This window comes from Azonexus sp. IMCC34842 (assembly GCF_050368855.1).
GTDB classification, from domain to species: domain Bacteria; phylum Pseudomonadota; class Gammaproteobacteria; order Burkholderiales; family Rhodocyclaceae; genus Azonexus; species Azonexus denitrificans_A.
Window position 1 is genome coordinate 3,356,968 of the sequence record NZ_CP178449.1, and the last position, 24,907, is coordinate 3,381,874.

Below are 24,907 nucleotides of genomic sequence, written 5' to 3' on the forward strand. Positions count from 1 at the left end.
GTCAGATCTCCAGATAATGACGCCAGCGCCAGAGCAGCACGCCGGCTAGCAACTTGAAGCCGAGCGGCAACAAGGCATAGGCAAAAGTGAGAGCAGCCAGCCCCTGCGAGCCACCCGGCACATAACCGAGCAAGGCGAGCAGCGGCAAGGCCAGCCCGGCGGCCAGTGCCAGATTGAGCTTGGCGACGAAATTCCAGACCCCGAAACAGGCGCCGGCCTGCCCCTGACGTTCGCCCAGGTCGGCGGCGATCGCTGCCGGCAGCGCCAGATCGGCACCAAGGGCCAGGCCCGAGGCGATACAGATGGCCGCGAAGGCCCACAGATCGCCGCTGCCGAGCAGGCTGGCACCGGCAAACGCGGCAATCGAAAGGCCGATGGCCCCCAGCCAGGCGTAGACGCGGCCGAAACGCCCGGCAAGTTTCACCCATAGCGGCAACGAGGCGGCGCCGGCAATGAAGTAGAGGGCCAGCAAGGGACCGCTCGCCGTTTCGAGTTGCAGCACGTCGGCGACGAAGAACAAGAAAAGCGTGGCCGGCAGCGCGGCGGCGATGCCATTGGCGACGAAGACGCCGAGCAGCCGGCGAAAAGCCGGATCGGCGAAGACCCGGCGCAGGCTGGGCAATAAGGGCTGCGCCAGCCGCCCACCGGCAAAGGGCGGCGCCGAAGGCAGCGTGCCGCCCGCCCGACTGAAGGTGGCGAGTGCGGCGATCAACAGCAGCGGCGGCAGGATCCACGAGAGGCGTGCAATGCCGTCGCTCAGATTGCTCGCCAAGACGGCCGGCAAGGCAGCCGCCAGCACCACGCCGAGCAGGCCAAAACCTTCGCGGGCGGCGGTCAGCTTGGTGCGCAGCCCGGAGTCGATACCGATATCCGCGCCCCAGGCCTGATAGGCGACCGAGGCGGCCGAGAAGCCGACGTAGGTCAAGGCCAGCGAACCGGCCAGCCAGATGGCCGCATGCTCGGCCGGCGGATTGAGCAGCGCGACGAAGCCGATGGCGAAAGGCAGCAGCGCAATTGCCACCATGCCGGGGCGCGCCACGCGATCGGCCAGCCAGCCGAGCCACGGGTCGATGCCGGCGTCGAGCAGGCGCGTGCCGAGCAGGATGGCGCCGAGCAGCGCCAGCTCGATGCCGAAGGTTTCGGCGTAGAAGCGCGGCACATGGACGTAGATTGGCAGCGCGGCAAAGGCCAGCGGCAGGCCGAGCAGACCGTAGGCAAGAATGCGGCCGTTGGTCATCTCACGCCGCCGGACGCTTGAGCAATGCGCTGCGCAAAGCCGGGGCACTGGTTCGGGCATCGAGCCAGATGGCGAAGAAGGCGTTGGCAAAAGCCGGATCGCCGAGCACGCCGATCAGGCGGTCGTTGTAAAAGAAGCGGGCGCCAGCCGGCAGGTGCAAGCCGGTGATCTGGTCGCCGGGACCGACGTCGGGAAAGATCCGCGCCATCTGCTCGCCCCACAGCCTGAGCTGGGTTTCGTCGACCATCCCGAGCGCGCGGATTTCCTTGACGCTGGCCTCGGCGATGTCCTGGCCGGCGATGCTGCGCCGGTAGGTCAGTTTCAGGGCCAGCGGCGGGCGGGCCGGGTCGTCGCCAGAGGCCCACAGCGTCGCTTCATAGATCAGGAAACCGAATCGCCGGAATTCGCCGCTGCCCCAGCGGCTGAAGCCGGCCAGCGGGTTCTCGGCGGCCCCGCCGAGCAGCGGCCAGGCGGCGAGCAGGCCGAGTAGCCGGCGCCTAGTGATGGCGGAGTTCAAAATGGACGACATCGACATTGCCGGCCAGGAAACCGGCCTCGCAATAGCAAAGATAGAGACGCCACAGGCGACGGAAGTGCTCGTCGAAACCGAGTGCCGCGATTTCCGGCCATTTCCGCTCGAAAGTGTGGCGCCACTCGGCCAGCGTCCGGGCGTAGTCAGCGCCAAAGGCGTACTCGGCATGCACGGTCAGGCCCTGCCTGGCGGCCGCGGTGCGGAAGGCGGCGCGCGAGGGCAGCATGCCGCCGGGAAAAATGTATTGCTGGATGAAGTCGGTGCCCTTGCGATAGCTGGCGAACAGGTCGTCGCGGATGGTGATGCTCTGGATCACCGCCCGACCACCCGGCTTCAGCGCCCGCGCCACGGTCTTGAAATAGCTCGGCCACCAGCGCTCGCCAACCGCTTCGAACATTTCGATCGAAACGACGTGGTCGAATCGCTCGGTCGTGTCGCGATAGTCCTGCAAGCGAAGGTCGGCCGCCGGCACGCGCTGCTGGGCCCATGCCAGCTGGGCCGGCGACAAGGTCAGGCCGGTTACCTGCAAGCCTTCGGCGACGGCCATTTCGGCAAAGCCGCCCCAGCCGCAACCGATTTCCAGCACGCGGTCGCCCGGCGCCGCCTTCAGCCGGCGCAGGATGCGGCGGTATTTGGCACTTTGCGCTTTTTCCAGGCTGCCGTCGTCGACCGCCCGGTAGAGGGCGCTCGAATAGCTCATGCCGGGATCCAGCCAGAGCTTGTAGAAATCGTTGCCGAGGTCGTAATGGGCCATGATGTTGCGCTTGCTGCCGGCCCGGCTGTTGCCGTTCAGCCAGTGCCGGACGCGGGCTGCCAGCAGCTTGCGCCACGAGCCGTAGACCGCGGAACGCAGCGCCGCGCGGTTTTTCGCGAGCAGCGTCAGCAGCCCGGTGACATCGGGCGAATCCCAGTGACCGTCGAGATAGGCCTCAGCCAGCCCGATATCGCCCTTGGCCAGCACCTGGCCAAACATCGCTTCGTCGTGCACCTGCAGCGTCACGCCATGTTCGCCATCGCCAAAGAGCTGGCTGGAACCGTCGGGCAGGCGGACTTCGAGCATACCGCCCTGCAGCTTGTCGAGCAGCGCAAAAACCAGTCGGGTATCGCGGGCGAGATGGTCGGCGCCGCGCAGGGTCAGGGTGTTGTTCATTTGGTCGATTCCCGGAGAGGGTGAGATGCGGCCGGCGGATGGGCGCCGATGAAGGGCACGCCCTTCAGCCAGAGCCGAAATGCCTGCCAGTGGATGCGCAACATCACGCCGACGGTCAGCCAGGGCATGCGCAACAAGGCGCCGAGCAGCGCCCGCGAAGACCAGGTCGCCGGCTTGCCGGAGAGCGAAGTCAGCAATAGTTGGCCCTCGGCATCGGCGTAATCGATCCGGACCTGCGGGTATTTGCGCTGCAGATCGAAGCGGAAGCGATAGCCGCCTTCGACCTGACAAAACGGCGAGACATGAAAATCCTTGGTCGCCGTCAATTCCTCGCCATCGCGCAGCGGTGCGCCGTCCGGATGGTGCAGCAGATAACTGTGGCGGCCGCCAAAGGTGTTGCTGACCTCGGCCAGCACGGCGATCAACATGCCGGCCCGGTCATGGCAGAACCAGAAACTGACCGGATTGAAGACATAGCCGAGGACGCGTGGAAAACACTGAAGGACGATCTCGCCATCGACCGGCAAGCCGCGCTCGCGGAGCTTCGCCTGAATCCACGGCAACAGCGGACTGCCGTCGCGCGGGCCATGGTCTTTCCGGCGCAAACTGAGCAATCGACGGCGGTCGACGCCGAATAACCAGCGATTGGCCGAGGCCAGATCGGTGAGTGGCAGTTGCACGAAAAAGACCGGATAAACGAAGGCGTGAATCACCGGCCGCAGTCGGCGGTGCATCACGTGACCGACGAGCAGGCGCGGCGCGGCCAGCTTGCGCTCAGACATGGGCCAACTCGCGACCGAGCGGTGCCGCGTCAGCCTGCCACGGCGCCAGCACCCCAAGGCCGTTGCTGACACGCAGCGCCGACTTGAGGCCATCTTCATGAAAACCGTAGCTGCCCCAGGCACCGGCCAGCCAGATGCCGTTATCGCCCTGGACCTCGGCCAGTCGCTGCTGGGCGGCGATGGCCGGGGCATCGAAAATCGGATGGGCGTAGTCGAATTCGGCGATCACCTTGGCCGGGTCCGGCTGGCGTGCCGGATTCAGCGTGACGACGACCGGCGTTTTGAACGGCAGTGGCTGCAGCCGGTTGATCAGATAGGAGACGGCCACCGGCTGACGGCCCGGTTCGCCGCTACCGGCAAAATAATTCCATGCCGACCAAAGCTTTTCGTCGCGCGGCAACAGACGCGGATCGCTGTGCAGCACGGCGCGATTCGGCTGGTAGCGGATGGCCGCCAGCACGCCGCGCTGCGCCTCGGTTGCCGCGCCGCCGAGAATGGCCAGCGCCTGGTCGCTGTGACAAGCCATCACCACCTGGTCGAACAGCTCGCTGCCCGCCGCATGGGTCAGGCGCAAGCCGGCGGCCTCGCGGCTGACCGTGAAAACCGGGCAGGCGAGACGGATGTCGGTTAATTGCGTGGCCATCTTGCGCACGTATTCGCGCCCGCCGCCCTTCACCGTTCGCCACATCGGCCGGTCGAAAATCTGCAGCAGGCCATGGTTCTGGCAGAAGCGGATGAATGTGGCGAGCGGCGTGTCGAGCATTTCGCCGGTCGGGCAGGACCAGATCGCCGCCGCCATCGGCAGCAGATACCACTCGGCAAAGGCGCTCGAATAGCCGCCGTCGTTCAGGAAAACCCGCAGACTCAGCGTGCTCTCCGGGTGCCTGGCCAGCCAGCGGAGACTTTCGCGGTTGAAGCGCAGGATATCGGACAGCATCGACCAGAAGCGCCGGCGCAGCAGATTGCGTTTCTGGCCGAAGACGGTGGCCAGACTGCTGCCGGCCCATTCGAGATCGGGATTTTCCAGGCTGACCGCAAAAGACATCTCGGTCTCGACGCTGGCGACGCCAAGCTCGGCAAACAAGGCAATCAGGTTCGGATAGGTCTGCTCGTTGAAAACCAGGAAACCGGTATCGACCGGATGCGTCTGCCCTTCCAGATGCACGTCCACCGTATTGGTGTGGCCACCGAGATAAGGCGCGGCCTCAAACAACGTGACCCGATGTTGCTTGCCGAGCAGCCAGGCGCTGGCCAGACCGGAGATGCCGGCACCGACCACGGCGATCCGTTGCGGTCGGTTAATGAAGGGGTGCGGGGCGTTCATCGTTGGCTCCTGTTGGGCGCGCGGCGTTTACTTGAGGAACTCATCGATTTTCTTCAGCAGATCCTTGTCATCCGGCTTGGTCATGCTGCCGAACGCCACCACCTGGGTCGCATCGCTATTGATCAGGTATTTGTGGAAATTCCATTTGGGCCGGCTGTCAGTGATCTCGGCCAGCCGCATATAGAAAGGATTGGCCGCCTTGCCGCGGACCACCGTCTTGCCGAGCATCGGAAACTCGACGCCGTAGGTCAGCCGGCAGAAATCGGCGATCTCCTTGCTGCTCCCCGGCTCCTGCTCGCCAAAATCGTTGGACGGGAAACCGAGCACCACCAGCCCCCGCCCCTTGAGGCGGGCATAGAGTTTTTCCAGGCCGTCGTACTGCGAGGTAAAACCGCAGTAACTGGCGGTGTTGACCACCAGGATGACCTTGCCGCTGTACTGGCAGAGCGATTGCGGCTGGCCATCGAGCAGCCCGGGAAAGCTGTAATTGAGCAGAGGTGGACAATCGGCGGCAGCAGCAGCAAGCGGCAGCGTGCCGAATGACAGCACACCGGCAATGGCTAGCCAAGGTTTGAGGTTTCCGAACATGTCCAACTCCTTGATTGTTTGTCCTAGACAAATAGAACATTTGTTCGTAAGATAAGCATCAAAGTTTGAATTGTCAACGGTTTGTCTAACATTTGTTCAGGACAAAATGAATACACCCTGTTTTAACATTGCGGCAGTCGAACGCGACACCGGGCTCTCCAAGGATGTCCTGCGGATGTGGGAGCGGCGCTACGGTTTCCCGATCCCGCATCGCGATGCGAACGGCGAGCGCAGCTACCCGACCGAGCAGGTGGACCGCCTGCGCCTGATCAAACGCTTGATGGACTTGGGCCACCGGCCGGGCAAGCTGATGGCGATGCCGAGCGAAGCGCTGGGCAGCCTGGCACCGCGCCGCGCAACGCCCCGCCCGGCCGCCGCAGCAGTGGCCGGCGAGGACCTCGCGCCCCTGCTCGCGCTGATCAAGCAACACGACAGCGCCGGCTATCAACAGGCGATGCAGCAGTGCCTGGCCCGCCAGGGCCTGCAGGGTTTTGTCCAGGACACCATCGCGCCGCTCACCCAACTGGTTGGCGAAGCCTGGGAAGACGGCCGTTTTGCCGTCTTCGAGGAGCACCTATTCACCGAACTGACCAAGCGCGTGTTGCGCCAGGCCATCGCGGCGCTGCCCGATGGCAAGCGCAGTCCGCGCATCCTGCTGACCAGCGTACCCGACGAACCGCACGTCCTCGGCCTGCTGATGGTCGAAGCCTTGTTCTCGCTGGAAGGGGCCGAGTGCGTGCCGCTCGGCACCCAGATGCCGCTGCTCGAAATCGGCCGGGCGGCCACGGCCCATCAGGCCGACATCGTCGCCTTGTCGTTCTCGACGGCCTTTGCGCAGCGACAGATTCCCGGCCTGCTCCAGCAACTACGCCAGGTGTTGCCACCGGCCGTCGCGCTGTGGGTCGGCGGTCAAGGCGTTCAGCGCCTGGCCGGAATCGATGGAGTGGTTCTGCTGACGACCTTCGCGAGCGCCAACACGGCACTCAATGAATGGCGGCTGAGGCACGCCTGAAAACCGGTACCCGCGGACGGCACGGGCAATCGCGGTAGCGCCGGAAATTTTCCGGCGGGCCGGGCTGTGGCGCCGGCGAACCTGGGGACTTCAGGCTGCGGTCAGCGCCTTGGCGATCAATTCGGCGACGAAGACGTTGATCCCGCCTTCGTGGGCCATGCCGCGTTCCTGCAATTGCTTGACCAGCTCGGCCGGCAGCTTGCAGGCGAAGGGAATCTGGCCGGACGCCCGGTCCTGCCGGCGCTGCTCGCGCTTGTCCACGGCGCTTGCCGCGCCGCCGGCAAAGCGGCCGGGAATGGCGGTGGCGCCCACCTTGCCATTGATTTTGATTCCGCGGTTCTTTTCCAGATCGGTCTTCGACATGCTCATCGGGGTTTCCTTGCCTGCAGTTTGGTCGCGAAAGCGCGACCGGCCCGGATTATCACCGAAAGGCGCCGCCCCCATCGGGAAATCGGCGGCCAGCCTTAAACGCCGGCGACGCGGCTGGCCGGAAACTTCGCGGCAAACCGGCTACCGACGCCCGGCGTGCTCTTGATCTCCAGCTGGGCCTGATGACGACTCAGCGAATGCTTGACGATGGCCAGCCCGAGGCCGGTCCCGCCGGCATCGCGCGAGCGGCCCCGGTCCACACGATAGAAGCGTTCGGTCAGCCGGGGAATATGTTTGGCTTCGATGCCGATACCGGTATCTTCGACGGCAAACTCCGCCCCCTGCGGACTGGCCTGCCAGCAGATGCGCACGGTGCCGCCAGCCGGGGTGTAGCGCACGGCGTTGGCCACCAGATTGCCGAAGGCGCTGACCAGCTCCGGCTCGGCGCCGCGCAAGTCGCCCCGCCCGTCGCTTTCGACGACGATGGTGTGACGGCCGGCCGATAGCGCTTCAGCATCACGGCGCAACTTGTCGATCAGGTTGGCCATGTCGACCAGTTCGTTTTCCGGCGGCGGTGCGGATTCGATCGACGACAGGGTGAGCAGATCCTGCACGATCGACTCCATGCGCATCGATTGTTCGGACATCATCGCCAGGAAACGCTGCTGTTCATCGCGATCAAGCTCGATTTCCTGCAGGGTTTCGAGAAAGCCGGCGAGCACCGTCAGCGGCGTGCGCAATTCATGCGAAACATTGGCGACGAAATCGCGCCGCATGCGGTCCAGACGATCAGCTTGCGTCACGTCCTTGATTTGCATCAGCCGGCGGTCGCCGGCATAGGGAATGAGGTGGATGGAAAGGACCCGCTCTTCCTTGCGGTCGAAGCGCAGGGTCAATGGCCGGGAGAAATCCTCGGCTTCCAGATAGGCGACGAATTCCGGGCGACGCACCAGATTGACGATCGGCTGGCCGAAATCGGTTCGTAGCATCAGGCCCAGTTGTGTCTCGGCCGTCGTGTTGCAGAAGACGATCTGGTTGTTCAGGTCGAGCAGGACGACGCCGTCGGTCAGCGCCTGGGCGGCGGCAATGATCCGGGCAATCTCCTCTTCGCGTTGGGCGATCTGCTGCCGCAGGTCTTTCTCGTGCCGATACAGACGACCGAAAATGCCATCCCAGGCGCCCTCGCCTTCCAGACTGCTATCGACGACCGGAGCCTGCGACCAGCGATCGAGGCGGGAAAAGTTGCGAAAATGGAACGCCATCTGCAGCCCGAGACCGGCACAGAAGATCGTCCAGCCGGCCCATTCGGCGAAAAAGATGCCAACCGGCAAGGCCGCCACACCGGTCAACAGGGCAAGAACTAGCGCCCGAATTACTTGTGCCGACACCCGCTTCAGGCTCCCCGGAAGCGATAACCGGTGCCGCGCACCGTCTCGACCCGCTCGTGGTGGCCGGAGGTTTCCAGCGCGGCGCGCAGCCGGCGGATATGGACATCGACCGTACGCTCCTCGATGAAGACGTGGTCACCCCACACTTCATCGAGCAACTGGGCGCGGGTGTATACCCGTTCGGCATGGGTCATGAAGAAGAAGAGCAGACGGAATTCGGTCGGCCCCAGTTCGATCGGCTGGCCGCCGGCCAGCACCCGATGGGTCGCCGGATTGAGCGCAAGATTGCCAACCTCGACGGCTTCGCCGGCCAGATGCGGCGCCCGCCGGCGCAGCACGGCGCGGACCCGGGCGACCAGTTCCTTGGGCGAGAAGGGTTTGGTGACGTAATCGTCGGCCCCGGCCTCCAGCCCCTGCACCTTGTCCTCTTCATGGACGCGGGCGGTGAGCATGATGATCGGCAGTTCGCGGGTCCGTTCGTCGCCGCGAATTTTCTTGGCCAGCGCCACCCCGGACTGACCGGGCAGCATCCAGTCGAGCACGACCAGGTCCGGCAGGGCAGCGCGAATCGCCGACTCGGCTTCCTCGGCGCTGCTTGAGCGCACGACGAGAAAGCCGGCGTGCTTGAGGTTGATCACGACAAGCTCCTGGATCGCCGGTTCGTCTTCGACAACCAGAATCGTCGGTGTCACTTGACGCTCTCCTTGCCGGTGTGACGGACGTCCCGCCCTTCGACCACGTAGATCACCTGCTCCGAGACATTCTTCGCGTGATCGCCGATGCGCTCGATGGCGCGGGCGATGGTGATGATGTCGATCGAGGTGGTAATGGTCCGCGGGTCTTCCATCATGTGGGTGATCAACTGGCGGATGATCGACTTGAATTCGGTATCGACATCGGAATCGGCCCGGATGACTTCCCTGGCCTGCGCCGTATCGAGGCGGGCAAAGGCGTCGAGGGCCTGGCGCACCATGATCAGCGCCGCTTCGGCCAGATGGCGGATGCCGACGCCGTACTGCGACGGCGTGTGGCCGTTTTCGTAGATGCGGCGGACGCCCTTGGCGATCTTCTTGGCTTCGTCGCCGGCTCGTTCCAAGTCGGTGACGATCTTGCTGATGCCGAGCACCAGACGCAGATCGGAAGCCGTCGGCTGGCGCTTGGCGATGACGTGGGCGCAATCGTCGTCGATGGCCTTTTCGAGTTCATTGACCTTGCGGTCGGTCTCGACAATGGTCTTGACGCTGGCCACTTCGCCCGTCGTGTAGGCATCGATGGCTGCGGAAACCTGGGTTTCGACCAGACCGCCCATCTGCAGCACATGGGTGCGCAGACGGCTGAGTTCTTCGTCGAACTGGCTGGAAAGGTGTTGGCTTTCGTTCATGTCGCTATCCTCGTTAACCCATACGGCCGGTGATGTAGTCTTCAGTGCGCTTGTCCTGCGGCTTGATGAAGATTTCGTCGGTCTTGCCGAATTCGATCATTTCACCCAGGTACATGTAGGCGGTGTAGTCGGAAACGCGCGCCGCCTGCTGCATGTTGTGGGTGACGATGAGAATCGTCACGCGCTTTTTCAGCTCGTGCACCAGTTCTTCGATGGCGCCGGTGGCGATCGGGTCGAGCGCCGAAGTCGGCTCGTCGAACAGCAGCAGTTCGGGATCGGTCGCCAGGGCGCGGGCGATGCACAGACGCTGCTGCTGACCGCCGGAAAGATTGGGCGCCAGATCCTGCAGGCGGTCCTTCACTTCGTCCCAGATCGCGGCGCCGCGCAGGGCCTGTTCGACCTTGTCGTCGAGCGCCCGCTTGTTGTTCTCGCCGCGGACGCGCAGGCCGTAGGCGACGTTCTCGAAAATCGTCTTGGGGAACGGGTTCGGCTTCTGGAAAACCATGCCGATGCGCATCCGCACTTCGATCGGATCGACATCCGGCGACAGCAGGTTGGTGTTGTCCGGGAAGAAGCGGATCTCGCCCTCATAACGGTTGCCCGGGTAGAGGTCGTGCATGCGGTTGAAGCTGCGCAGGTAGGTCGATTTGCCGCAACCAGACGGGCCGATCAGCGCGGTCACCTTCTTGTCGTAGATCGGCATGTTGATGTTCTTCAGCGCCTTGGCTTCACCGTAAAAGAAGTTCAGGTTACGGGCTTCCGCCTTGAGCGTAGGGTGATCGTGAATCTGCATTTGAGCGTCCATTTCAGTATTCATTTATGCTGGTTTGTCCGACGTTGACCTAAGGATTTACCACTTGATGTTCTTGCGCATCTTGTAACGCAGGTAGATGGCGACGGCGTTCATCGACAGCACCATGGCCATCAGCACGAAGCCGGCAGCGGCGGCGTTCACTTCGAAGGCCGGGTCGGGACGCGAGGTCCAGTTGAAGATCTGGATCGGCATCACCGTGAAGGGCGACATCACCCAGTCGAACAGGCCGGCAGCCGGCTCGCCGGTGAAAGGCACCGGCGGCAGGAAGGCGATGAAGGTCAGCGCGCCGATGGTGATGATCGGCGCCGTTTCGCCGATGGCGCGGGCCAGGCCGATGATCACGCCGGTCAGGATGCCGGGCATGGCGTAGGGGATGATGTGGTAACGGCAGGTTTGCCAGCGGGTCGCACCGACCGCCATCGAACCTTCGCGGATCATCGCCGGAATGGCGCGAATCGCTTCGCGGGTCGACACGATGACGATCGGCAGGATGAGCAGCGCCAGCGTCAGACCGGCCGACAGGATGCTCTGGCCGAAGCCGAAGGTGTAGACGAAGATGCCGAGCGCCAGCAGGCCATAGACGATCGACGGCACCGCCGCCAGATTGGTGATGTTGATCTCGATGATGTCGGTCACCCAGTTGCGCTTGGAGTATTCCTCCAGATACACGCCGGCGGCGACGCCGAGCGGCACGGCGGCCAGCGCGGTGACGAACATCACCAGGATGGTACCGACCCAGGCCGACAGGATGCCGGACTGGCCGGCCCGGCGCGAAGCGAAGTTGGTGAAGAAGTCGAGGCTGAGCCGTTCCATGCCGCGGTTCAGCATGTCGCCGACCAGCAGGAAAATGACCAGCAGACCGATGCCCAGACAGATGATGCCGAGCGCCTGGAACAGCGTGTCCTTCATTTTGCCGCGCGCAATCAGCGTGCGGATTTGTTCAGTCGTCAGTGCTTGTTGCATGTTAGTAAGCCTCCCGGAAGCGACGGCGCAGCCACTGGCCAAAGATATTGAAGGCCAGCGTGATCAGCAGCAGGGTCAGGCCCGCGGCAAAAATGGTTTGATAGCCGATCGAGCCGTGCGGCAGGTCACCCAGCGCGACCTGAACGATGTAGGAAGTGATGGTCGCCGCCGGCTCCATCGGGTTCCAGGTCAGATTGGGCTGCATGCCGGCCGCGACGGCGAGAATCATCGTTTCGCCGACCGCCCGGGAAATGGCCAGGATGTAGGAAGCGGCCAGGCCCGAGACGGCGGCCGGAACGACGACGTGGATCGCCGTATACAACTTGGTCGCGCCCATTGCGTAAGAGCCTTCGCGCATGCTCATCGGCACGGCGCGCATGGCATCCTCGGACAGCGAGGCGATGTACGGCACGATCATGATGCCCATCACCAAGCCGGCGGAGAGCAGCGAGAAGCCCGGCAGCTCGGGCAGGATCTTCTGCAGCAGCGGGGTCACGATGAGCAGCGCAAAGTAGCCGAAGACGATGGTCGGAATGCCGCCGAGCAGTTCAAGAACCGGCTTGGCGATTTCACGCACTTTTGAATTGGCGAATTCGGAGAGGTAGATGGCAATGATCGTGCCCATCGGAATGGCGACGAGAAGGGCCACACCGGAAGAAACCAGGGTACCGGAAATGAGCACCATGATGCCGTAGTGGGCATCATCGAACAGCGGAGTCCATTGGTTGTCGGTCAGAAAGTCGACGATGCTGACGGTCTGAAAGAAATGGAAGGACTCGGAAACGAGGACATAGACGATGCCGACGGTGGTCAGCACGGAGACCGTGGCGGCAGCGAACAGCAGCATCTCGATGAGACGCTCGCTGGCGTGGCGCATGGCATTTTTGGCCAGGCGATCGCTGACCTGATGCAGGTCGGAAATATTGTTTGCAGACATGGCGTGATTCACTTGAAGAACCTTTTTGGATGAAAGTCCGCCCCCGGAGGGGCGGATTTTCGGCGGCGGGCACCGTAATGCCCGTGCGCAGTTTACATCTTGGCTTCGCGCTTCATGATTTCTTCAACGGTGATACCAATCTCATTGTGGCCACCGAACACGGTACCGATCTTCTTTTCCTTGGCATGCTTGATGTTGCCTTCATAGATCGACTTCGGCAGCGGCACGTACTTGACTTCGCGCACCAGCTTTTCGGCGTTCTTCATGTAGAACTCGACGAATTCACGCACTTCCGGCTTTTCCAGCGACTTGGCCTTGACGTACACGAAGATCGGACGCGACAGCGGCGCGTAGGTGCCGTTCTCGACGTTGGCGCCGGACGGCTCGACGGCCTTGCCGGTCTTCGGATTGACGATCGGCAGACCCTTCAGGCGGGACATGTTCTCGGCGTAGTAGGCATAACCGAAGTAACCGATGGCATTGACGTCACGGGAAACGCCCTGGACCAGCACATTGTCGTCTTCCGATGCGGTGTAGTCGCCGCGCGAGGACTTGGCCTTGCCGACCATCGCTTCGGTGAAGTATTCGAAGGTACCGGAATCGGCGCCGGCGCCGAACAGCTTGACCGGGGCATCAGGCCAGGCCGGATTGACCTGGTTCCACTTCATGATCTTGCCCTGGGCGGCCGGTTCCCACAGGGTCTTCATTTCTTCCACCGTCGCCTGCTTGAGGAAGGTGTTCTTCGGGTTGATCACGACGGTCAGCGCGTCGTAGGCAACCGGCATTTCAATGTAATCGACACCAGCGGCCTTGCAGTCGACCATTTCCTTGGAAGTGATCGGCCGCGAAGCGTTGGAGATATCGGTCTCGTCGCGACAGAATTTCTTGAAACCGCCGCCGGTACCGGAAATGCCAACCGTCACCTTGATGGCGTTCTTCTTGGCTTTCTGGAAATCTTCGGCAACCGCTTCGGTGATCGGGTAAACCGTGGAAGAACCGTCAATCTTGACGATCTGCTGCGCATTGGCGGCTTGGGCGCCAAACAGGGCCACACCGGCCGCTGCCATAAATGAAACCAAAGTGGATCGCTTGATCATGAGTAACTCCTGCATTAAGTTGAGTTGAACAACGCATTGCAGGTTACTCGCGCTTTGTTACAGTTCAATGACAGGCTGTAACAAAGCGGGCCGAGACTACTTCGAAGGGGCTTACTTGGCCGGCCGACCGGTCTTGATGCGCTCGACGCGCCCCATCACCGCCTTCAGTTCGGCATCGCCGAGGGCAGCCAGCAGCGCAATGCCGCCGCGCAGCAGTTCGCTCTTCTTGACCTCGTGGCCAAGCGCGGCCAGCCGCTTCTTGAGTTCGCCGATCCGGGCGAACTCGGCTTCCGGCATCGCGTAGCCGTCGCGGACCAGTTTCGGCTTCTTAGCCTTGGCCGGTTTTTCGTGCTTGGCGGCCTTCTTGCCGAGCGGCGCCGCCTGCTTCATCACCTTCGGCTGGTCGTAGTTGATGGCCTGCGCCTTGACCAGCGCATCGGCCAGCACCTTCTGGTGACGGGCGACCGTTTCATCTTCCCGCGACGGCTTGCGCGGCGGGCGGGCCCGGGCGGTTGCTGCCGCCGTCGCCGGCAAGGTCACCGCCGGGGCGGCAACGGGAGGAATCTCGTCGACCGGTGCCGCGACGGCCCGTTCGGGCGCCGGGCGCGGCACCAGTTTTTTCGGCGGTTTGGGTGTACTGACTGGCTTGGCGGCAGGTGCTGCCTTTTCTGCATTGGTCATTATTCTCTCCCCTTAAACGGTATGCGGAGTTTAGCGATTTCGCCAGGCAGCAAAGTTAAACTTTTTTGACAGGGTAAAATGGTCGGCACCCCATTCAGGAGCAGTTCCATGACTCAGGACGAACTCAAGCAGGCCGTCGCCCAGGCCGCCGCCGACTATGTCGCGCAGCACGCCCCGGCCGGCAGCATCATCGGCGTCGGCACCGGCTCGACGGCCAATTTCTTCATCGATGCGCTGGCCCCGCTCAAGGACCGCTACAAAGGCGCCGTCGCCAGTTCCGAAGCGACCCGCAAGCGCCTCGAAGGGCACGGTTTTGCCGTGCTCGATCTGAACGACGTCGATGACATCCCGGTGTACGTCGATGGCGCCGATGAAATCGACGCCGGCCTGAACATGATCAAGGGCGGCGGTGGCGCCCTGACCCGCGAAAAGATTGTCGCGGCCGTGGCCAGGACCTTCGTCTGCATCGCCGACGGTTCCAAGCTGGTCGACACCATGGGCAACTTCCCGCTGCCGGTCGAGGTCATCCCCATGGCCTGCGCCCATGTCGCCCGCCAGCTAGCCAAGCTGGGCGGCACGCCGGTGCTGCGCCAAGGCTTCGTCACCGACAACGGCAACCTGATCCTCGACGTCAAGGGACTGGCGATCACAGACCCGAAGGGCCTGGAAGCCGAGATCAACCAGATCACCGGCGTCGTCACCAACGGCCTGTTCGCGCTGCGCCCGGCCAATGTGCTGCTGCTCGGGACTAGCGCCGGGGTAAAAACGATCCAGTAGTCCGGCCGCCCACAGCCGCGGCAACACTGATTGCCCCGGCTTGTCGGCTCTGACTGATGCGATCCCGCCCGGCACTGCCGGGCGTTTTTCCTTGTGCCAACGCGGCGAGCGGCCCGCCCACCGCCGCTTTCGCCGTTGCCCAACCAGACATCTGTTCAGCGTGGCCGTGGCCGGCCTACAATGAGTCCGCCGTTTTACTCGTTCAACGATGCCTCCGCCTTTCGCCGGGCCTTGCAAAGCACATGACAACAACTGCCCCGTCACCTTGCCGATCCGGTTTTCTGCTGTTGTTGGGAAAGTTGTGCCTGACCTTCGGCCTGCTGGCCGGCGGTACGGTGCAGGCCGAGCCGCGCGAGGTCCGGGTTGGCGTATACGCCAACGCCCCGAAAATCCTGCTCGATGAGCGTGGCGAGCCGAGCGGCATCCTCGGCGACCTGTTGAAGGAGATCGCGCAACGCGAGGGGTGGACGCTAAAGGTGGTCAGCTGCGTCTGGCAGGAATGCCTGAGCGCGTTGAGCGCCGGGCAGATTGACCTGATGCCGGATATCGCCTACAGCAAACAGCGCGCCCAGCTCTTCGACTTTCACCGGACGCCGGCCCTGCACAGTTGGTCGGTCATTTACCAGCGTGACGGATCGCACATCAATTCCGTCCTCGATCTGCGCGGCAAGCGGCTGGCCGTACTCGCCGAGTCGAGCCAGCAAAACTACCTGCGCGAACTGCTCGACGATTTTGGCATTTCGGCCGAACTGGTTGCCGTCGACTCGCTCGACGCGGCCTTTAGCAAAGTGGCGAGCGGCGAGGCCGACGTTGCGGCGGCGAATCGCTTTTTTGGCGATCTGGCAGCCCCCCGCTACAAATTACACGAGTCGAGCCTGATCTTCCAGCCCGCCCAGTTGTTTTACGGCACCCGGAAAGACCACAACGCCGACCTGCTGGCCGCCATCGACCGCCACCTCGACCCCTGGCTGAATGACCGGAGTTCGCCTTATTTCGCGGTAACCGAGCGCTGGATGCCGCCCCTGCAGGACAGCGCCCCGCCATATATCCTGTGGGGCGTCGGCACGCTGTTCGCCGTCCTGGCTTTCGTGCTGGCCGGCAATGCCCTGCTCCGCCGGCAAGTTGCCGAGAAGGTCGGCGAAGTGCACGCCAGGGAAGCCGAACTGATCCGCAGCGAAGCCCGCTACAGCGCCCTGTTCAACAATAGCCACACGACGATGCTGATCATCGATCCGCAGGATGGCGCGATTGTCGATGCCAATGCGGCGGCCAGCGCCTATTACGGCTGGTCGCATGAAGAACTGCTCGGCATGAAAATTTCCCAGATCAATACCCTGAGCCTGGACAAGATCAATGCCGAAATGGCGCGGGCAAAAATCGCCGAGACCAATCATTTCCATTTTCAGCACCGCCTGGCGAATGGCGAGATCCGCGACGTCGAAACTTTCAGCTGTCCGATCCTGATCGACGAGCACGAATTCCTCTATTCGATCGTCCATGACATCACCGGCCGCAAACAGGCCGACGAACAGTTGCGCCAACTGTCGCAGGCCGTCAAGCAGAGCCCGGCGAGCATTGTGATCACCAACCTCGAGGGCGAAATCGAGTATGTGAACGACGCCTTCGAGCAGGCCACCGGTTATACCCGGGAGGAAGCGCTGGGCCACAATCCGCGGCTATTGCAGTCGGGCAAGACGCCGCTGACGCATTATCAGGCGATGTGGAACTCGCTGGCCGAAGGGCACACCTGGAAGGGCGAATTCATCAACAAGCGCAAGGATGGCAGCGAATATCCCGAGCTGGCCATCGTCGCCCCGATCCACCAGGCCGATGGGACGATCAGCCATTACGTCGCGATCAAGCAGGACATTACCGAACAGAAACGACTGGAGCAGGAACTTGAAGGCTACAGCCAGCATCTCGAACGATTGGTCGAGCAACGCACCGCCGAATTGACCTTGGCCACCGCCGAGGCCGAGGCCGCCAACCAGGCCAAGAGCGCTTTCCTGGCCAACATGAGCCACGAGATCCGGACGCCGATGAATGCCATCCTCGGCATCACCCATCTGCTCCGCAACGAAGACCCGACGCCCCATCAGGCGGAACGCCTGCGCAAGATCGAGGCGGCCGGCCGGCATCTGCTGTCGGTCATCAACGACATTCTCGACCTGACCAAGATTGAATCCGGGCGGCTGCAACTCGAACAAACGGATTTTCTGCTCAGCGATGTCCTTAACCACATCGGCACTTTGAGCGGCGAATCGGCCAGCAACAAGGGCCTGCGGATCGCGGTCGACAGCGGCGATGTACCGCTCTGGCTGAACGGCGACCCGACCCGGTTGCGTCAGGCGCTGCACAACTACACCAGCAACGCGATCAAGTTCACCGAGCACGGCAGCATCCAGTTGCGCGCCCGGGTGCTGGCCGAAAACGACGACGAACTGACGCTGCGCTTCGAAGTCCAGGACACCGGAATCGGCATCCACCCGCAAATGACCGCCAAGCTCTTTCAGGCCTTCGAACAGGCTGACGTATCGACCACCCGCAAATACGGCGGCACCGGTCTCGGCCTGGCCATCACCCGCCGCCTGGCAGCGCTGATGGGCGGCCAGGCCGGCGTCGACAGCGTGCCGGGCAAGGGCAGCACCTTCTGGTTCACCGCCCGCTTGCGGCGCGGCACCGGCGTCATCCCGGAGAGTAGCGCGCCGCCGTTCCGGAGTGCCGCCGACGAATTGCGCCACCACCATGCCGGGGCGCGCGTTCTGCTCGTCGAAGACAACGAAATCAACCAGGAAGTTGGCCTGGAACTCCTGCGCAATGTCGGTCTCCGCGCCGAGATCGCCGGAAATGGCCGGCAGGCCGTCGAGCGGGCCAAGGCGGCGCACTACGACCTGGTGCTGATGGATATTCAGATGCCCGAAATGGACGGACTGGAAGCCGCCCGGGCCATTCGTCAGCTACCTGACTGGCAGGCCACGCCCATCGTGGCGATGACCGCCAGCGCCTTCGATGAAGACCGCGTCGACTGCATTGCCGCGGGGATGAACGATTTCGTCGGCAAACCGGTCGATCCCGATGTCCTCTACGCCTGCCTGCTCAAATGGCTGTCCGAACCGGGCCGGGCCCCGGCGCTGGCGGAGCCCGCCGCGGTGATCGACCGGGTCCGCCGGATCCCGGGTTTCGACGTCGACGCCGGCCTGAGCGTGGTGCGGGGAAAATTCGCCGCTTATATCCATCTACTGCAGATGTTTGGCGCCCTGCATGGCAATGACGCGACGCGCCTCGGCCAGGCGCTGGCCGCCGACGACCGGGAAGGCGCCCGCCTGATCGCCCACTCGCTGAAAGGCGTGGCGGCCAATGTCGGCGCCGTCGACGTCCGGCAACAGGCGGCCGACCTCGAGGCGGCGATCAAGAGTGGCAGCGCAACGCCCGGCCTGACACCGCTGATCAAACAGCTGGAAAGCACGCTGCAGACGGTGATCGGACAATTGCAGGCGAGCCTGCCGGGGGAAACGCAGCACGCCCGGGAGCCAGCCGACTGGGCCATGCTGCGTCAGATCATCGACGAGCTCGAAGCCCTGCTGCTCACTGCCGACATGGGTGCCTATCAATGCTGCAACAGGCATGCCGGGCAACTGCGCGACGGGCTGGGGCCAACCGGCAAGGAACTGGTGGACAACGTCGAGGCCTTTGCCTTCCCGGAAGCGCTCGAAAATATCGCCCAGGCCCGCCACGAATACCCGCAACTGAGCAGCGCGGCAAGACGCGCCTAGCCACCGGCCAACTGGCCGCGCCTTTCCGATTTTTCGCCATTTCCGAGGTCAACCATGTCCGCCCGACAAACCCGAAGCACTCCGCTCAACCTCGCCCTGCAGGGCGGCGGCGCCCATGGCGCCTTTACCTGGGGAGTGCTCGACGCACTGCTCGAAGACGGCCGTTTCGATTTTGAAGGCGTCAGCGGCACCAGCGCCGGCGCGATGAATGCCGTCTGTCTCGCCCAGGGGCTGATGGCCGGCGGCCGGGAAGGGGCGCGCAGTGCGCTCGATCGGTTCTGGACGGCGGTGGCACAGAGTTCGCCATTCGACCAGGGCGGCGATGGGTCGGCGCTGGCGCCCGGCCTCAAGGCAATGCTGCAATGGACCGACTACCTGTCGCCGGAACAGCTCAACCCGTTCGATCTCAACCCGCTGCGCGACATCATCATCGAGCAGATCGATTTCACCGCGCTGCGCCAGCACAGTCCGGTCAAGCTGTTCATTGCCGCGACGCACGCCAACTCCGGTAAGCTGCGCATCTTCCTGAACGCCGAGCTGTCGATCGACACCCTGCTCGCCTCGGCCTGCCTGCCGACCATCCACCGCAGTATCGTGATCGATGGCGAACCGTACTGGGATGGCGGCTACAGCGCCAACCCGGCGGTCTTTCCGCTGTTCTACCAATGCACCGCCGCCGACATTCTGCTCGTCCTGCTCACCCCGCTGCATTACGAGGAAACGCCGGAGTCGGCCCAGGACATCAAATTGCGCCTGCGCGAACTGGCTTTCAATTCGACCTTCCTGCGCGAAATGCGGATGTTCGCCCACCTGCGCGACCAATTGACCCTGGCCGAGCGGCCGCGCTGGTTGCCGCGCTGGCTACCGCGCAGCCGCTTCGAACAACGGGCGAACGATATCCGCTTTCACGCCATCACCGCCGATGCGCTGCTGAAAACCTTGCCGCCCGAGAGCAAGCTGGCCGTCAACCTGCCTTTTTTCACCCGCCTGCGCGACAGCGGGCGCGAACATGGTCAAGCCTGGCTGAAAGCCCACCAGGCGGCAGTCGGCCAGCGCTCGACGCTGGATCTGGCGGCGCTGTTCTACTGAACAACCCGGCCGGCCGATCAGTTCAGGACGTGTGACACCTGCTGGCAGATCCCGTCCGCCGGGCCAGGGCGCCGCCGGTCGACGAAGACGCTGCCGCCGAAGTCTTCACCGAGCGTGTTCCTGGCCTTTTTCTTCGCCTGTTTTTTGGCCATCGAGGCCGCCGCCGCGACTTCGCGGTGCGACTCGCATTCGCCGGGACCAACCCGCACGGCGCCGATCGACAGCGTCGGCAAGGCCTGAAAGCTCAGTTCGCCGCGCCGGTTTTCGGCCATGTAGCCGCCATGCGCCCGCTCTTCCGGCGTCAGCAAGCCGTTCATCGCCTCGGCGAAGGCACTGACCAGTTGCCAGCTGCGCATTTCCCAGTCGCTGCTCTGAAAAATAATGAAAAAATCGTCGCCGCCGATATGGCCGACGAAATCCAGGCGTTCATCGGCAATTTCGCCGACCAGCCGGCCCAGCGTCTGGATCACGTCGTCGCCCCGGCGGTAGCCGAAAGCGTCGTTGTACGGCTTGAAATTGTCGATATCGACATAGGCGGCGACAAAGCTGCTGCCGGCCACCAGCATGCGGTCGATGTGCTCGTTGATCGGCACGTTGCCCGGCAGCTGGGTCAGCGGATTGGCATAGCGGGCGGCGCTGATCTGCATTTCGGTGATGGTCGCCATCAGGTCGTGGCTGCTGCCGACGCCGAGATAGCTGCCGTGACCGGTGACGATGAAGCCGTCGAACAGATAATGCTTGGGGGCCAGCGCCAGCATCAGCGCCAGTTCCTGAATGGTGGCGTGCTCATCGACTACGAGCGGCGCGTGATCCATGAACATTTCGCAGCTCTTGCGGCCGAACAGCTCGCGGCGGAAAGGACGGGCAAAGCGGTCGATCATGCTGTGCCGGTTGATCATGCCGATCGGCTGGCCGTCATGGACGACCGGTAGGACGTCGAGTTCCGGGTCGGCTTCAAAACGGTCGATGACCAGCCCGTTGGTCGCATCCTGCGGCACCGGCTCGATCGGGCGCAGCAAGGTCCGCGCCGTCGGCATCTTGCCCGGACCGCCCATCATCGGCGACAGCGAAAGGCGTTGCTGACCGAGCGCACTGACCACCTCGCCCGGCAACAGCCGCACCGGGTGCGTCTCCGGCCGGGCGATGAAATAGCCCTGGCCGCAGGCGATGCCCATGTCGCGGATGCAGGTGAAATCGACCGCCCGCTCGATGCCCTCGGCGACCAGCGAGGCATTGCAGATTTCGGCGAGATCCTGCATGGCGCGGACGAAATGGAACTTGATCCGATCGTCGGCGATGCCGTGCACGAAATGCTTGTCGATCTTGACGAACTCCGGCCGCAGCTCCGACCACATGCGCAGATTGGCGAAGCCTTCGCCGAGATCGTCGATGGCGATCTGGAAGCCGCGCCCGCGATAGTGCAGCAGCGCCTCCTGAATGCCCGGCATGTCGGTGATCTGCTGGTTTTCGGTCAGTTCGATGACGACCCGGTTGGCGGCGATGCCCAGTTCGGCGAGCAGCTCGCGGGTGTAGCCGTTCATCAACTTGTTGTTGAGCAGGCAACCCGGCGTGACATTGAGAAACAGCCGGCCGGCCAGGCGCTGGGCGGCGAAGGCCCGCAAGCTGGCTTCCCGGCAGGCATGTTCGAGATCGAGCGACAAGCCGGCCCGGCTGGCGGCGGCAAACAGCTGATCGGGAAATTGCAGCGGGCTGTCCTGCGGGCCGCGAATCAGCGCTTCGTAACCGAGGACGGCGCGCACGCGGAAATCGATGATCGGCTGGAAAACCGGATTGAGCAGCCCCTCGGCCATGATCCGGCGTAGTTCGGCGGCTTCTTCATCCAGCAGGACAATCATCGTGGTGCTCTCAGGTAAACAAGGCCCGCAGTCTAGGAAGCAAATATTTCAGTTCCGTGAATTTCGCCAAACGGTTTCCCTTATTTAAGCCGGGCAGGCCATTTCACAATACTGTAACGATCGCGCGGCAAGCTGGCCGGCCCGTTTCTCGTCAGGCTGTCATGAAAACCCTGCTGGCTGCGCTCTTTGGAAAATACCGGGATCTGGTCCTGGCCATCGGCCTGTTCCTGCTTATCGATGCCGGCGTCTCGGCCATCAATATCTACACCTCCCGGCAGATCGAGGCCGACACCCGCCTGATCAATACGGCCGGCCTGCTCCGCACCTATTCGCAGCAACTGACCAAAGGGCTGCTCAGCCTCGATGCCGATCTGCGCAACGAGCTGCTGAGCCAGTCGAGCCTGGCCGAAATCTCCGAGGCCCGCCTCGGCTTCGACGATGCCCGCCGGACGCTGGAGAGCCGGCTGGCCGAACATCCGACGCTCGGCCTGATCGAGCCGGAAAACCTGCGGACCGAGGCAGCCGAACATCTGGCCCAGGTCGTCCACACCTGGGAACCGATCGACCGCGAAGTCGGGCCACTGCTGGTCAATGCCGAGCCGGACCCGGAGGCAGCCGGTGCCGCGGTGCAAAAGGCAGTGACTCGCAACAACCGGCTGTCGCGGCAGGCCAACGACCTGACCGAAAGCCTCGAGGAAATGGCCCGGCAAAAGACGGTCACCGTCCGCCTGATCCAGGCGATCGCCATCTCGCTGGCCTTCCTCAACTTCATCTTCATCGTCTTCAAGTTCATCGGCAAACTGGCCGCCAGCGACCGCCAGACCGCCGCCGCCCGCGAGGAAACCGGGCGCATCCTGGGCAGCGTGCGCGAAGGCTTGTTCCTGCTCACCGACCAGCGGCTGGTCGGCCATCAGCACTCGGCTTCGCTGGAGCGCCTGTTCGGTCGGCAACTGCTGGCCGGCGCCGACTTTCACGCCTTCCTCGGCCACCTCACTTCGCCGGAAAATGCTGCAGCGGCCAAGGACTACATCGACCTGCTGTTCAACCCGAAAATGAAGCAGAACCTGCTCGAACAGTTGAACCCGTTGCAGGAAATCGAACTGTTGAGCGAGCAGCGCCAGCGCAAGGGACCGAGCCACCTGAGCTTCGCCTTCGACCAGATCCGCGAGAACGGCCAAGTCGTCGCGCTGCTGGTCAGCGTTTTCGACGTCTCGCAGAAAATCCGCCTGGAACGCGAACTGGCCGGCGCCAAGGAGCGCGCCGACAACGAGATCGCGCTGCTGCTCGGTGTCCTCGACCACAATCCGGAGGACGTTGCCGCCTTCCTCGGCCGGGCCGCCGCCATGCTGCAACTGATCAATGGCGAACTGCAGGGCATCCAGCCGAGCGCCCAGGCCTACCCGCAACTGATCAACCGCATCGCCCGCAACGTGCATGCCCTCAAGGGCGAGGCGGCAACCCTCGGCTGCGCCAGCATCGCCCGCGAAGCGCATGCTTTCGAGGAGCTGTTGCAGCCGCTGCGCCGCCGTAACAATCTCGCCGGCGACGACCTGATCCCGGTGGCCGTCGGCCTGAGCGGCCTGCTCGGCGAAATCACCAAGGTCGAAGCGGTGGTCCGCCGTGTCCGCCAATTCGCCCGCGGCACGCCCGGCGACTTGCCGGACGACCGGCTCGGCGACAGCCTGCGGCGCCTCGAACACTATGCGAAAAAGGTGGCGGACGATCTGAACAAGGAGATCCGCTTCGAGACGGCCGTGCCGCACCTCGACCGCTTGCCTCCCGCCCTCGCCGGCCTGCTCCAGGAAGTGGTGCCGCAGCTGATCCGCAATGCCATCGCGCATGGCATCGAAACGCCGGCCGAACGGCAACGGCTCGGCAAGCCGGCGAGCGGCCTGGTCCGCCTCGAACTGGCCAGCACGCCGGACGGCACGCTGAACATGAGCGTCCATGACGACGGCCGCGGCATCTCGGCCGAGCACCTGCGGGGCGTGCTGCTCGCCCGCCAGCTATTCACCGCCGGGCAACTCGCCGCACTGAGCGACGAGCAGGTGATCGCCACGCTGTTCGAGCCGGGCTTCAGTTCGCTCGACAGCGCCCATCCGCACGCCGGCCGCGGCGACGGCCTGAGCGTCGTCAAGGAGGCGCTACGCCAGCTCGGCGGGCGCCTGCGCATCAGCTCCCGCCCCAACTCCCACACCCGCTTCATCCTGCAGATCAAGGCCGCATGAACACCCCACGCCCCGCTCACCGGATGCTGATCGTCGATGACTCGACGATCATTCGTCAGCGCATCGCCCGCCTGGTCAACAGTCCGCAACTGCCGCACATCACAATCGCCGGCCTGGCCGGCAATGGTGCGATGGCGGTCCAACTGGCGCGCGAAAACAAGCCGAACCTGATCACCATGGACCTGACCATGCCACTGCTCGACGGCGAAGCCTGCATCGAACAGATCATCGCCTTTCTGCCGGACACCCGCATCCTGGTCGTCTCGGCGCTGGCCGACAAGGCCACCGCCCTGCGGGCCATCAAGAAAGGGGCGTGCGGCTTTCTGCACAAGCCGTTCTCCGATAGCGAACTGCTCGAATCACTGCTCGAATTGATGGACTAAGCGATGCACGTCAAATTACGCCCGGAAGACATCGAAGTCTTTTCCGAAGCCATTACCCATTTCTTCATCACCTGTACCGGCGAAACGGCCAGCGTCCGCTCGGCTTTCCTGATCGAGCGCGATACGCCGGCGGTCTGGAACGATTTCAACGGCCTGATCGAAATCAGCGGCGACTACACCGGCAGCATCTGCTTCTCGGCACCGCGCGCCCTGCTCTCGCATGTCCTGCTGAAAATGGGCGAATCGGTATTTACCGACGACCGCCATGGCGACATCGTCGGCGAAATCGCCAACACGTTGTCCGGCCAGGCCCGCCGCCATTTTGGCGAAGGCCTGGGGATTGCCCCGCCGCGCGTGCTCGACGGCGCCGCCAAGGCTTTCGTCGCCCGCGCCAGTTCGCTGCCCTACGCCATCCCGCTACGCTGGCATGGCTACGAAGCGCACCTCGTGGTACAGCTCGACAGCCGCGAATGAATAGCGTCATCGTCCGGAAACATTGAGCTATCATGCTTAGAGCTACTACCGGTAGTTCAACTTGCCACGAGG

At 63.6% G+C, this 24,907-nt stretch carries 23 protein-coding genes; 7 read left to right on the forward strand and 16 right to left on the reverse strand.

Going from position 1 to position 24,907, the window contains the following annotated elements; all coding sequences use genetic code 11:
- Nucleotide 1: 1 nt before the first annotated feature.
- Genes ACLIKD_RS15885 through ACLIKD_RS15910 form a run of 6 tightly spaced genes read right to left on the reverse strand, consistent with a single transcriptional unit; the run spans nt 2 to nt 5,613 of the window.
- Entirely contained in the window at nt 2-1,237 is a 1,236-nt protein-coding gene (locus ACLIKD_RS15885; protein WP_428825817.1) for an MFS transporter, read from the reverse strand.
- Between the two features lies 1 nt (nt 1,238).
- Nucleotides 1,239-1,766, reverse strand: a complete 528-nt coding sequence (locus ACLIKD_RS15890) for a chalcone isomerase family protein (RefSeq protein ID WP_428825818.1) — start codon at nt 1,764-1,766, stop codon at nt 1,239-1,241.
- Entirely contained in the window at nt 1,735-2,919 is a 1,185-nt protein-coding gene (locus ACLIKD_RS15895) for a class I SAM-dependent methyltransferase (protein ID WP_428825819.1), read from the reverse strand. The genes ACLIKD_RS15890 and ACLIKD_RS15895 overlap by 32 nt, the downstream gene beginning before the upstream one ends.
- On the reverse strand, nt 2,916-3,701 hold the full coding sequence (locus ACLIKD_RS15900; protein WP_428825820.1) for a DUF1365 domain-containing protein: 786 nt from the start codon (nt 3,699-3,701) through the stop codon (nt 2,916-2,918). The genes ACLIKD_RS15895 and ACLIKD_RS15900 overlap by 4 nt, the downstream gene beginning before the upstream one ends.
- Nucleotides 3,694-5,025 carry an NAD(P)/FAD-dependent oxidoreductase gene (locus ACLIKD_RS15905; RefSeq protein ID WP_428825821.1) on the reverse strand — a complete coding sequence of 444 codons (1,332 nt, stop codon included), beginning with the start codon at nt 5,023-5,025 and terminating at the stop codon, nt 3,694-3,696. Before ACLIKD_RS15905 ends, ACLIKD_RS15900 begins: the two co-directional genes overlap by 8 nt.
- A gap of 27 nt (nt 5,026-5,052) precedes the next feature.
- Entirely contained in the window at nt 5,053-5,613 is a 561-nt protein-coding gene (locus ACLIKD_RS15910) for a glutathione peroxidase (protein WP_428825822.1), read from the reverse strand.
- Between the two features lie 106 nt (nt 5,614-5,719).
- Between ACLIKD_RS15910 and ACLIKD_RS15915 the strand changes: the two genes are divergently transcribed.
- Nucleotides 5,720-6,625 carry a MerR family transcriptional regulator gene (locus tag ACLIKD_RS15915; protein ID WP_428825823.1) on the forward strand — a complete coding sequence of 302 codons (906 nt, stop codon included), beginning with the start codon at nt 5,720-5,722 and terminating at the stop codon, nt 6,623-6,625.
- Between the two features lie 90 nt (nt 6,626-6,715).
- Here ACLIKD_RS15915 and ACLIKD_RS15920 read toward each other — a convergent pair whose 3' ends face one another.
- The 9 genes from ACLIKD_RS15920 to ACLIKD_RS15960 all read right to left on the reverse strand — a co-directional run bounded on the left by ACLIKD_RS15920 (nt 6,716) and on the right by ACLIKD_RS15960 (nt 14,255).
- Nucleotides 6,716-6,994: a hypothetical protein gene (locus ACLIKD_RS15920; RefSeq protein ID WP_226417223.1), complete on the reverse strand. Its 279-nt coding sequence runs from the start codon at nt 6,992-6,994 to the stop codon at nt 6,716-6,718.
- Nucleotides 6,995-7,089: 95 nt separating this feature from the next.
- On the reverse strand, nt 7,090-8,382 hold the full coding sequence (gene phoR / locus ACLIKD_RS15925; RefSeq protein WP_428825824.1) for a phosphate regulon sensor histidine kinase PhoR: 1,293 nt from the start codon (nt 8,380-8,382) through the stop codon (nt 7,090-7,092).
- Nucleotides 8,383-8,387: 5 nt separating this feature from the next.
- On the reverse strand, nt 8,388-9,074 hold the full coding sequence (phoB, locus tag ACLIKD_RS15930) for a phosphate regulon transcriptional regulator PhoB (RefSeq protein WP_226417225.1): 687 nt from the start codon (nt 9,072-9,074) through the stop codon (nt 8,388-8,390).
- Entirely contained in the window at nt 9,071-9,763 is a 693-nt protein-coding gene (gene phoU, locus ACLIKD_RS15935) for a phosphate signaling complex protein PhoU (RefSeq protein WP_226417226.1), read from the reverse strand. Before phoU ends, phoB begins: the two co-directional genes overlap by 4 nt.
- Before the next feature lie 13 nt (nt 9,764-9,776).
- Nucleotides 9,777-10,556 carry a phosphate ABC transporter ATP-binding protein PstB gene (gene pstB, locus ACLIKD_RS15940; RefSeq protein ID WP_226419949.1) on the reverse strand — a complete coding sequence of 260 codons (780 nt, stop codon included), beginning with the start codon at nt 10,554-10,556 and terminating at the stop codon, nt 9,777-9,779.
- 57 nt (nt 10,557-10,613) lie between these two features.
- Entirely contained in the window at nt 10,614-11,540 is a 927-nt protein-coding gene (gene pstA, locus ACLIKD_RS15945) for a phosphate ABC transporter permease PstA (protein ID WP_226417227.1), read from the reverse strand.
- A 1-nt stretch (nt 11,541) separates the two neighbouring features.
- On the reverse strand, nt 11,542-12,477 hold the full coding sequence (gene pstC, locus ACLIKD_RS15950) for a phosphate ABC transporter permease subunit PstC (protein ID WP_428825825.1): 936 nt from the start codon (nt 12,475-12,477) through the stop codon (nt 11,542-11,544).
- A 92-nt stretch (nt 12,478-12,569) separates the two neighbouring features.
- A complete protein-coding gene (locus ACLIKD_RS15955) occupies nt 12,570-13,574 on the reverse strand; it encodes a PstS family phosphate ABC transporter substrate-binding protein (RefSeq protein WP_428825826.1) in 1,005 nt (334 codons plus the stop codon).
- Nucleotides 13,575-13,685: 111 nt separating this feature from the next.
- Nucleotides 13,686-14,255, reverse strand: coding sequence for a hypothetical protein (locus ACLIKD_RS15960; RefSeq protein WP_428825827.1), 570 nt, complete (start codon nt 14,253-14,255; stop codon nt 13,686-13,688).
- Between the two features lie 108 nt (nt 14,256-14,363).
- Here ACLIKD_RS15960 and rpiA point away from each other — a divergent pair, with 108 nt between their 5' ends.
- The 3 genes from rpiA (at nt 14,364) to ACLIKD_RS15975 (ending at nt 19,894) form a co-directional block, all read left to right on the forward strand.
- Complete coding sequence (rpiA, locus tag ACLIKD_RS15965; protein WP_428825828.1) at nt 14,364-15,032, forward strand: ribose-5-phosphate isomerase RpiA; 669 nt, start codon at nt 14,364-14,366, stop codon at nt 15,030-15,032.
- Nucleotides 15,033-15,274: 242 nt separating this feature from the next.
- Nucleotides 15,275-18,805, forward strand: coding sequence for a PAS domain S-box protein (locus ACLIKD_RS15970; RefSeq protein ID WP_428825829.1), 3,531 nt, complete (start codon nt 15,275-15,277; stop codon nt 18,803-18,805).
- A gap of 54 nt (nt 18,806-18,859) precedes the next feature.
- Nucleotides 18,860-19,894 carry a patatin-like phospholipase family protein gene (locus tag ACLIKD_RS15975; RefSeq protein WP_428825830.1) on the forward strand — a complete coding sequence of 345 codons (1,035 nt, stop codon included), beginning with the start codon at nt 18,860-18,862 and terminating at the stop codon, nt 19,892-19,894.
- A 17-nt stretch (nt 19,895-19,911) separates the two neighbouring features.
- Here ACLIKD_RS15975 and ACLIKD_RS15980 read toward each other — a convergent pair whose 3' ends face one another.
- Nucleotides 19,912-21,750: an EAL domain-containing protein gene (locus ACLIKD_RS15980; protein WP_428825831.1), complete on the reverse strand. Its 1,839-nt coding sequence runs from the start codon at nt 21,748-21,750 to the stop codon at nt 19,912-19,914.
- A 161-nt stretch (nt 21,751-21,911) separates the two neighbouring features.
- On the opposite strand from ACLIKD_RS15980, the gene ACLIKD_RS15985 reads away from it, so the two are divergent.
- The 3 genes from ACLIKD_RS15985 to ACLIKD_RS15995 are packed head-to-tail and all read left to right on the forward strand — an operon-like array spanning nt 21,912 to nt 24,835.
- The gene (locus tag ACLIKD_RS15985) at nt 21,912-23,978 is read left to right on the forward strand and encodes an ATP-binding protein (protein ID WP_428825832.1); all 2,067 of its coding nucleotides are present in this window, start codon (nt 21,912-21,914) and stop codon (nt 23,976-23,978) included.
- Nucleotides 23,975-24,361, forward strand: coding sequence for a response regulator transcription factor (locus ACLIKD_RS15990; protein WP_428825833.1), 387 nt, complete (start codon nt 23,975-23,977; stop codon nt 24,359-24,361). The genes ACLIKD_RS15985 and ACLIKD_RS15990 overlap by 4 nt, the downstream gene beginning before the upstream one ends.
- A 3-nt stretch (nt 24,362-24,364) precedes the next feature.
- Nucleotides 24,365-24,835, forward strand: a complete 471-nt coding sequence (locus ACLIKD_RS15995; RefSeq protein WP_226417237.1) for a chemotaxis protein CheX — start codon at nt 24,365-24,367, stop codon at nt 24,833-24,835.
- The last annotated feature ends 72 nt before the right edge of the window (nt 24,836-24,907 follow it).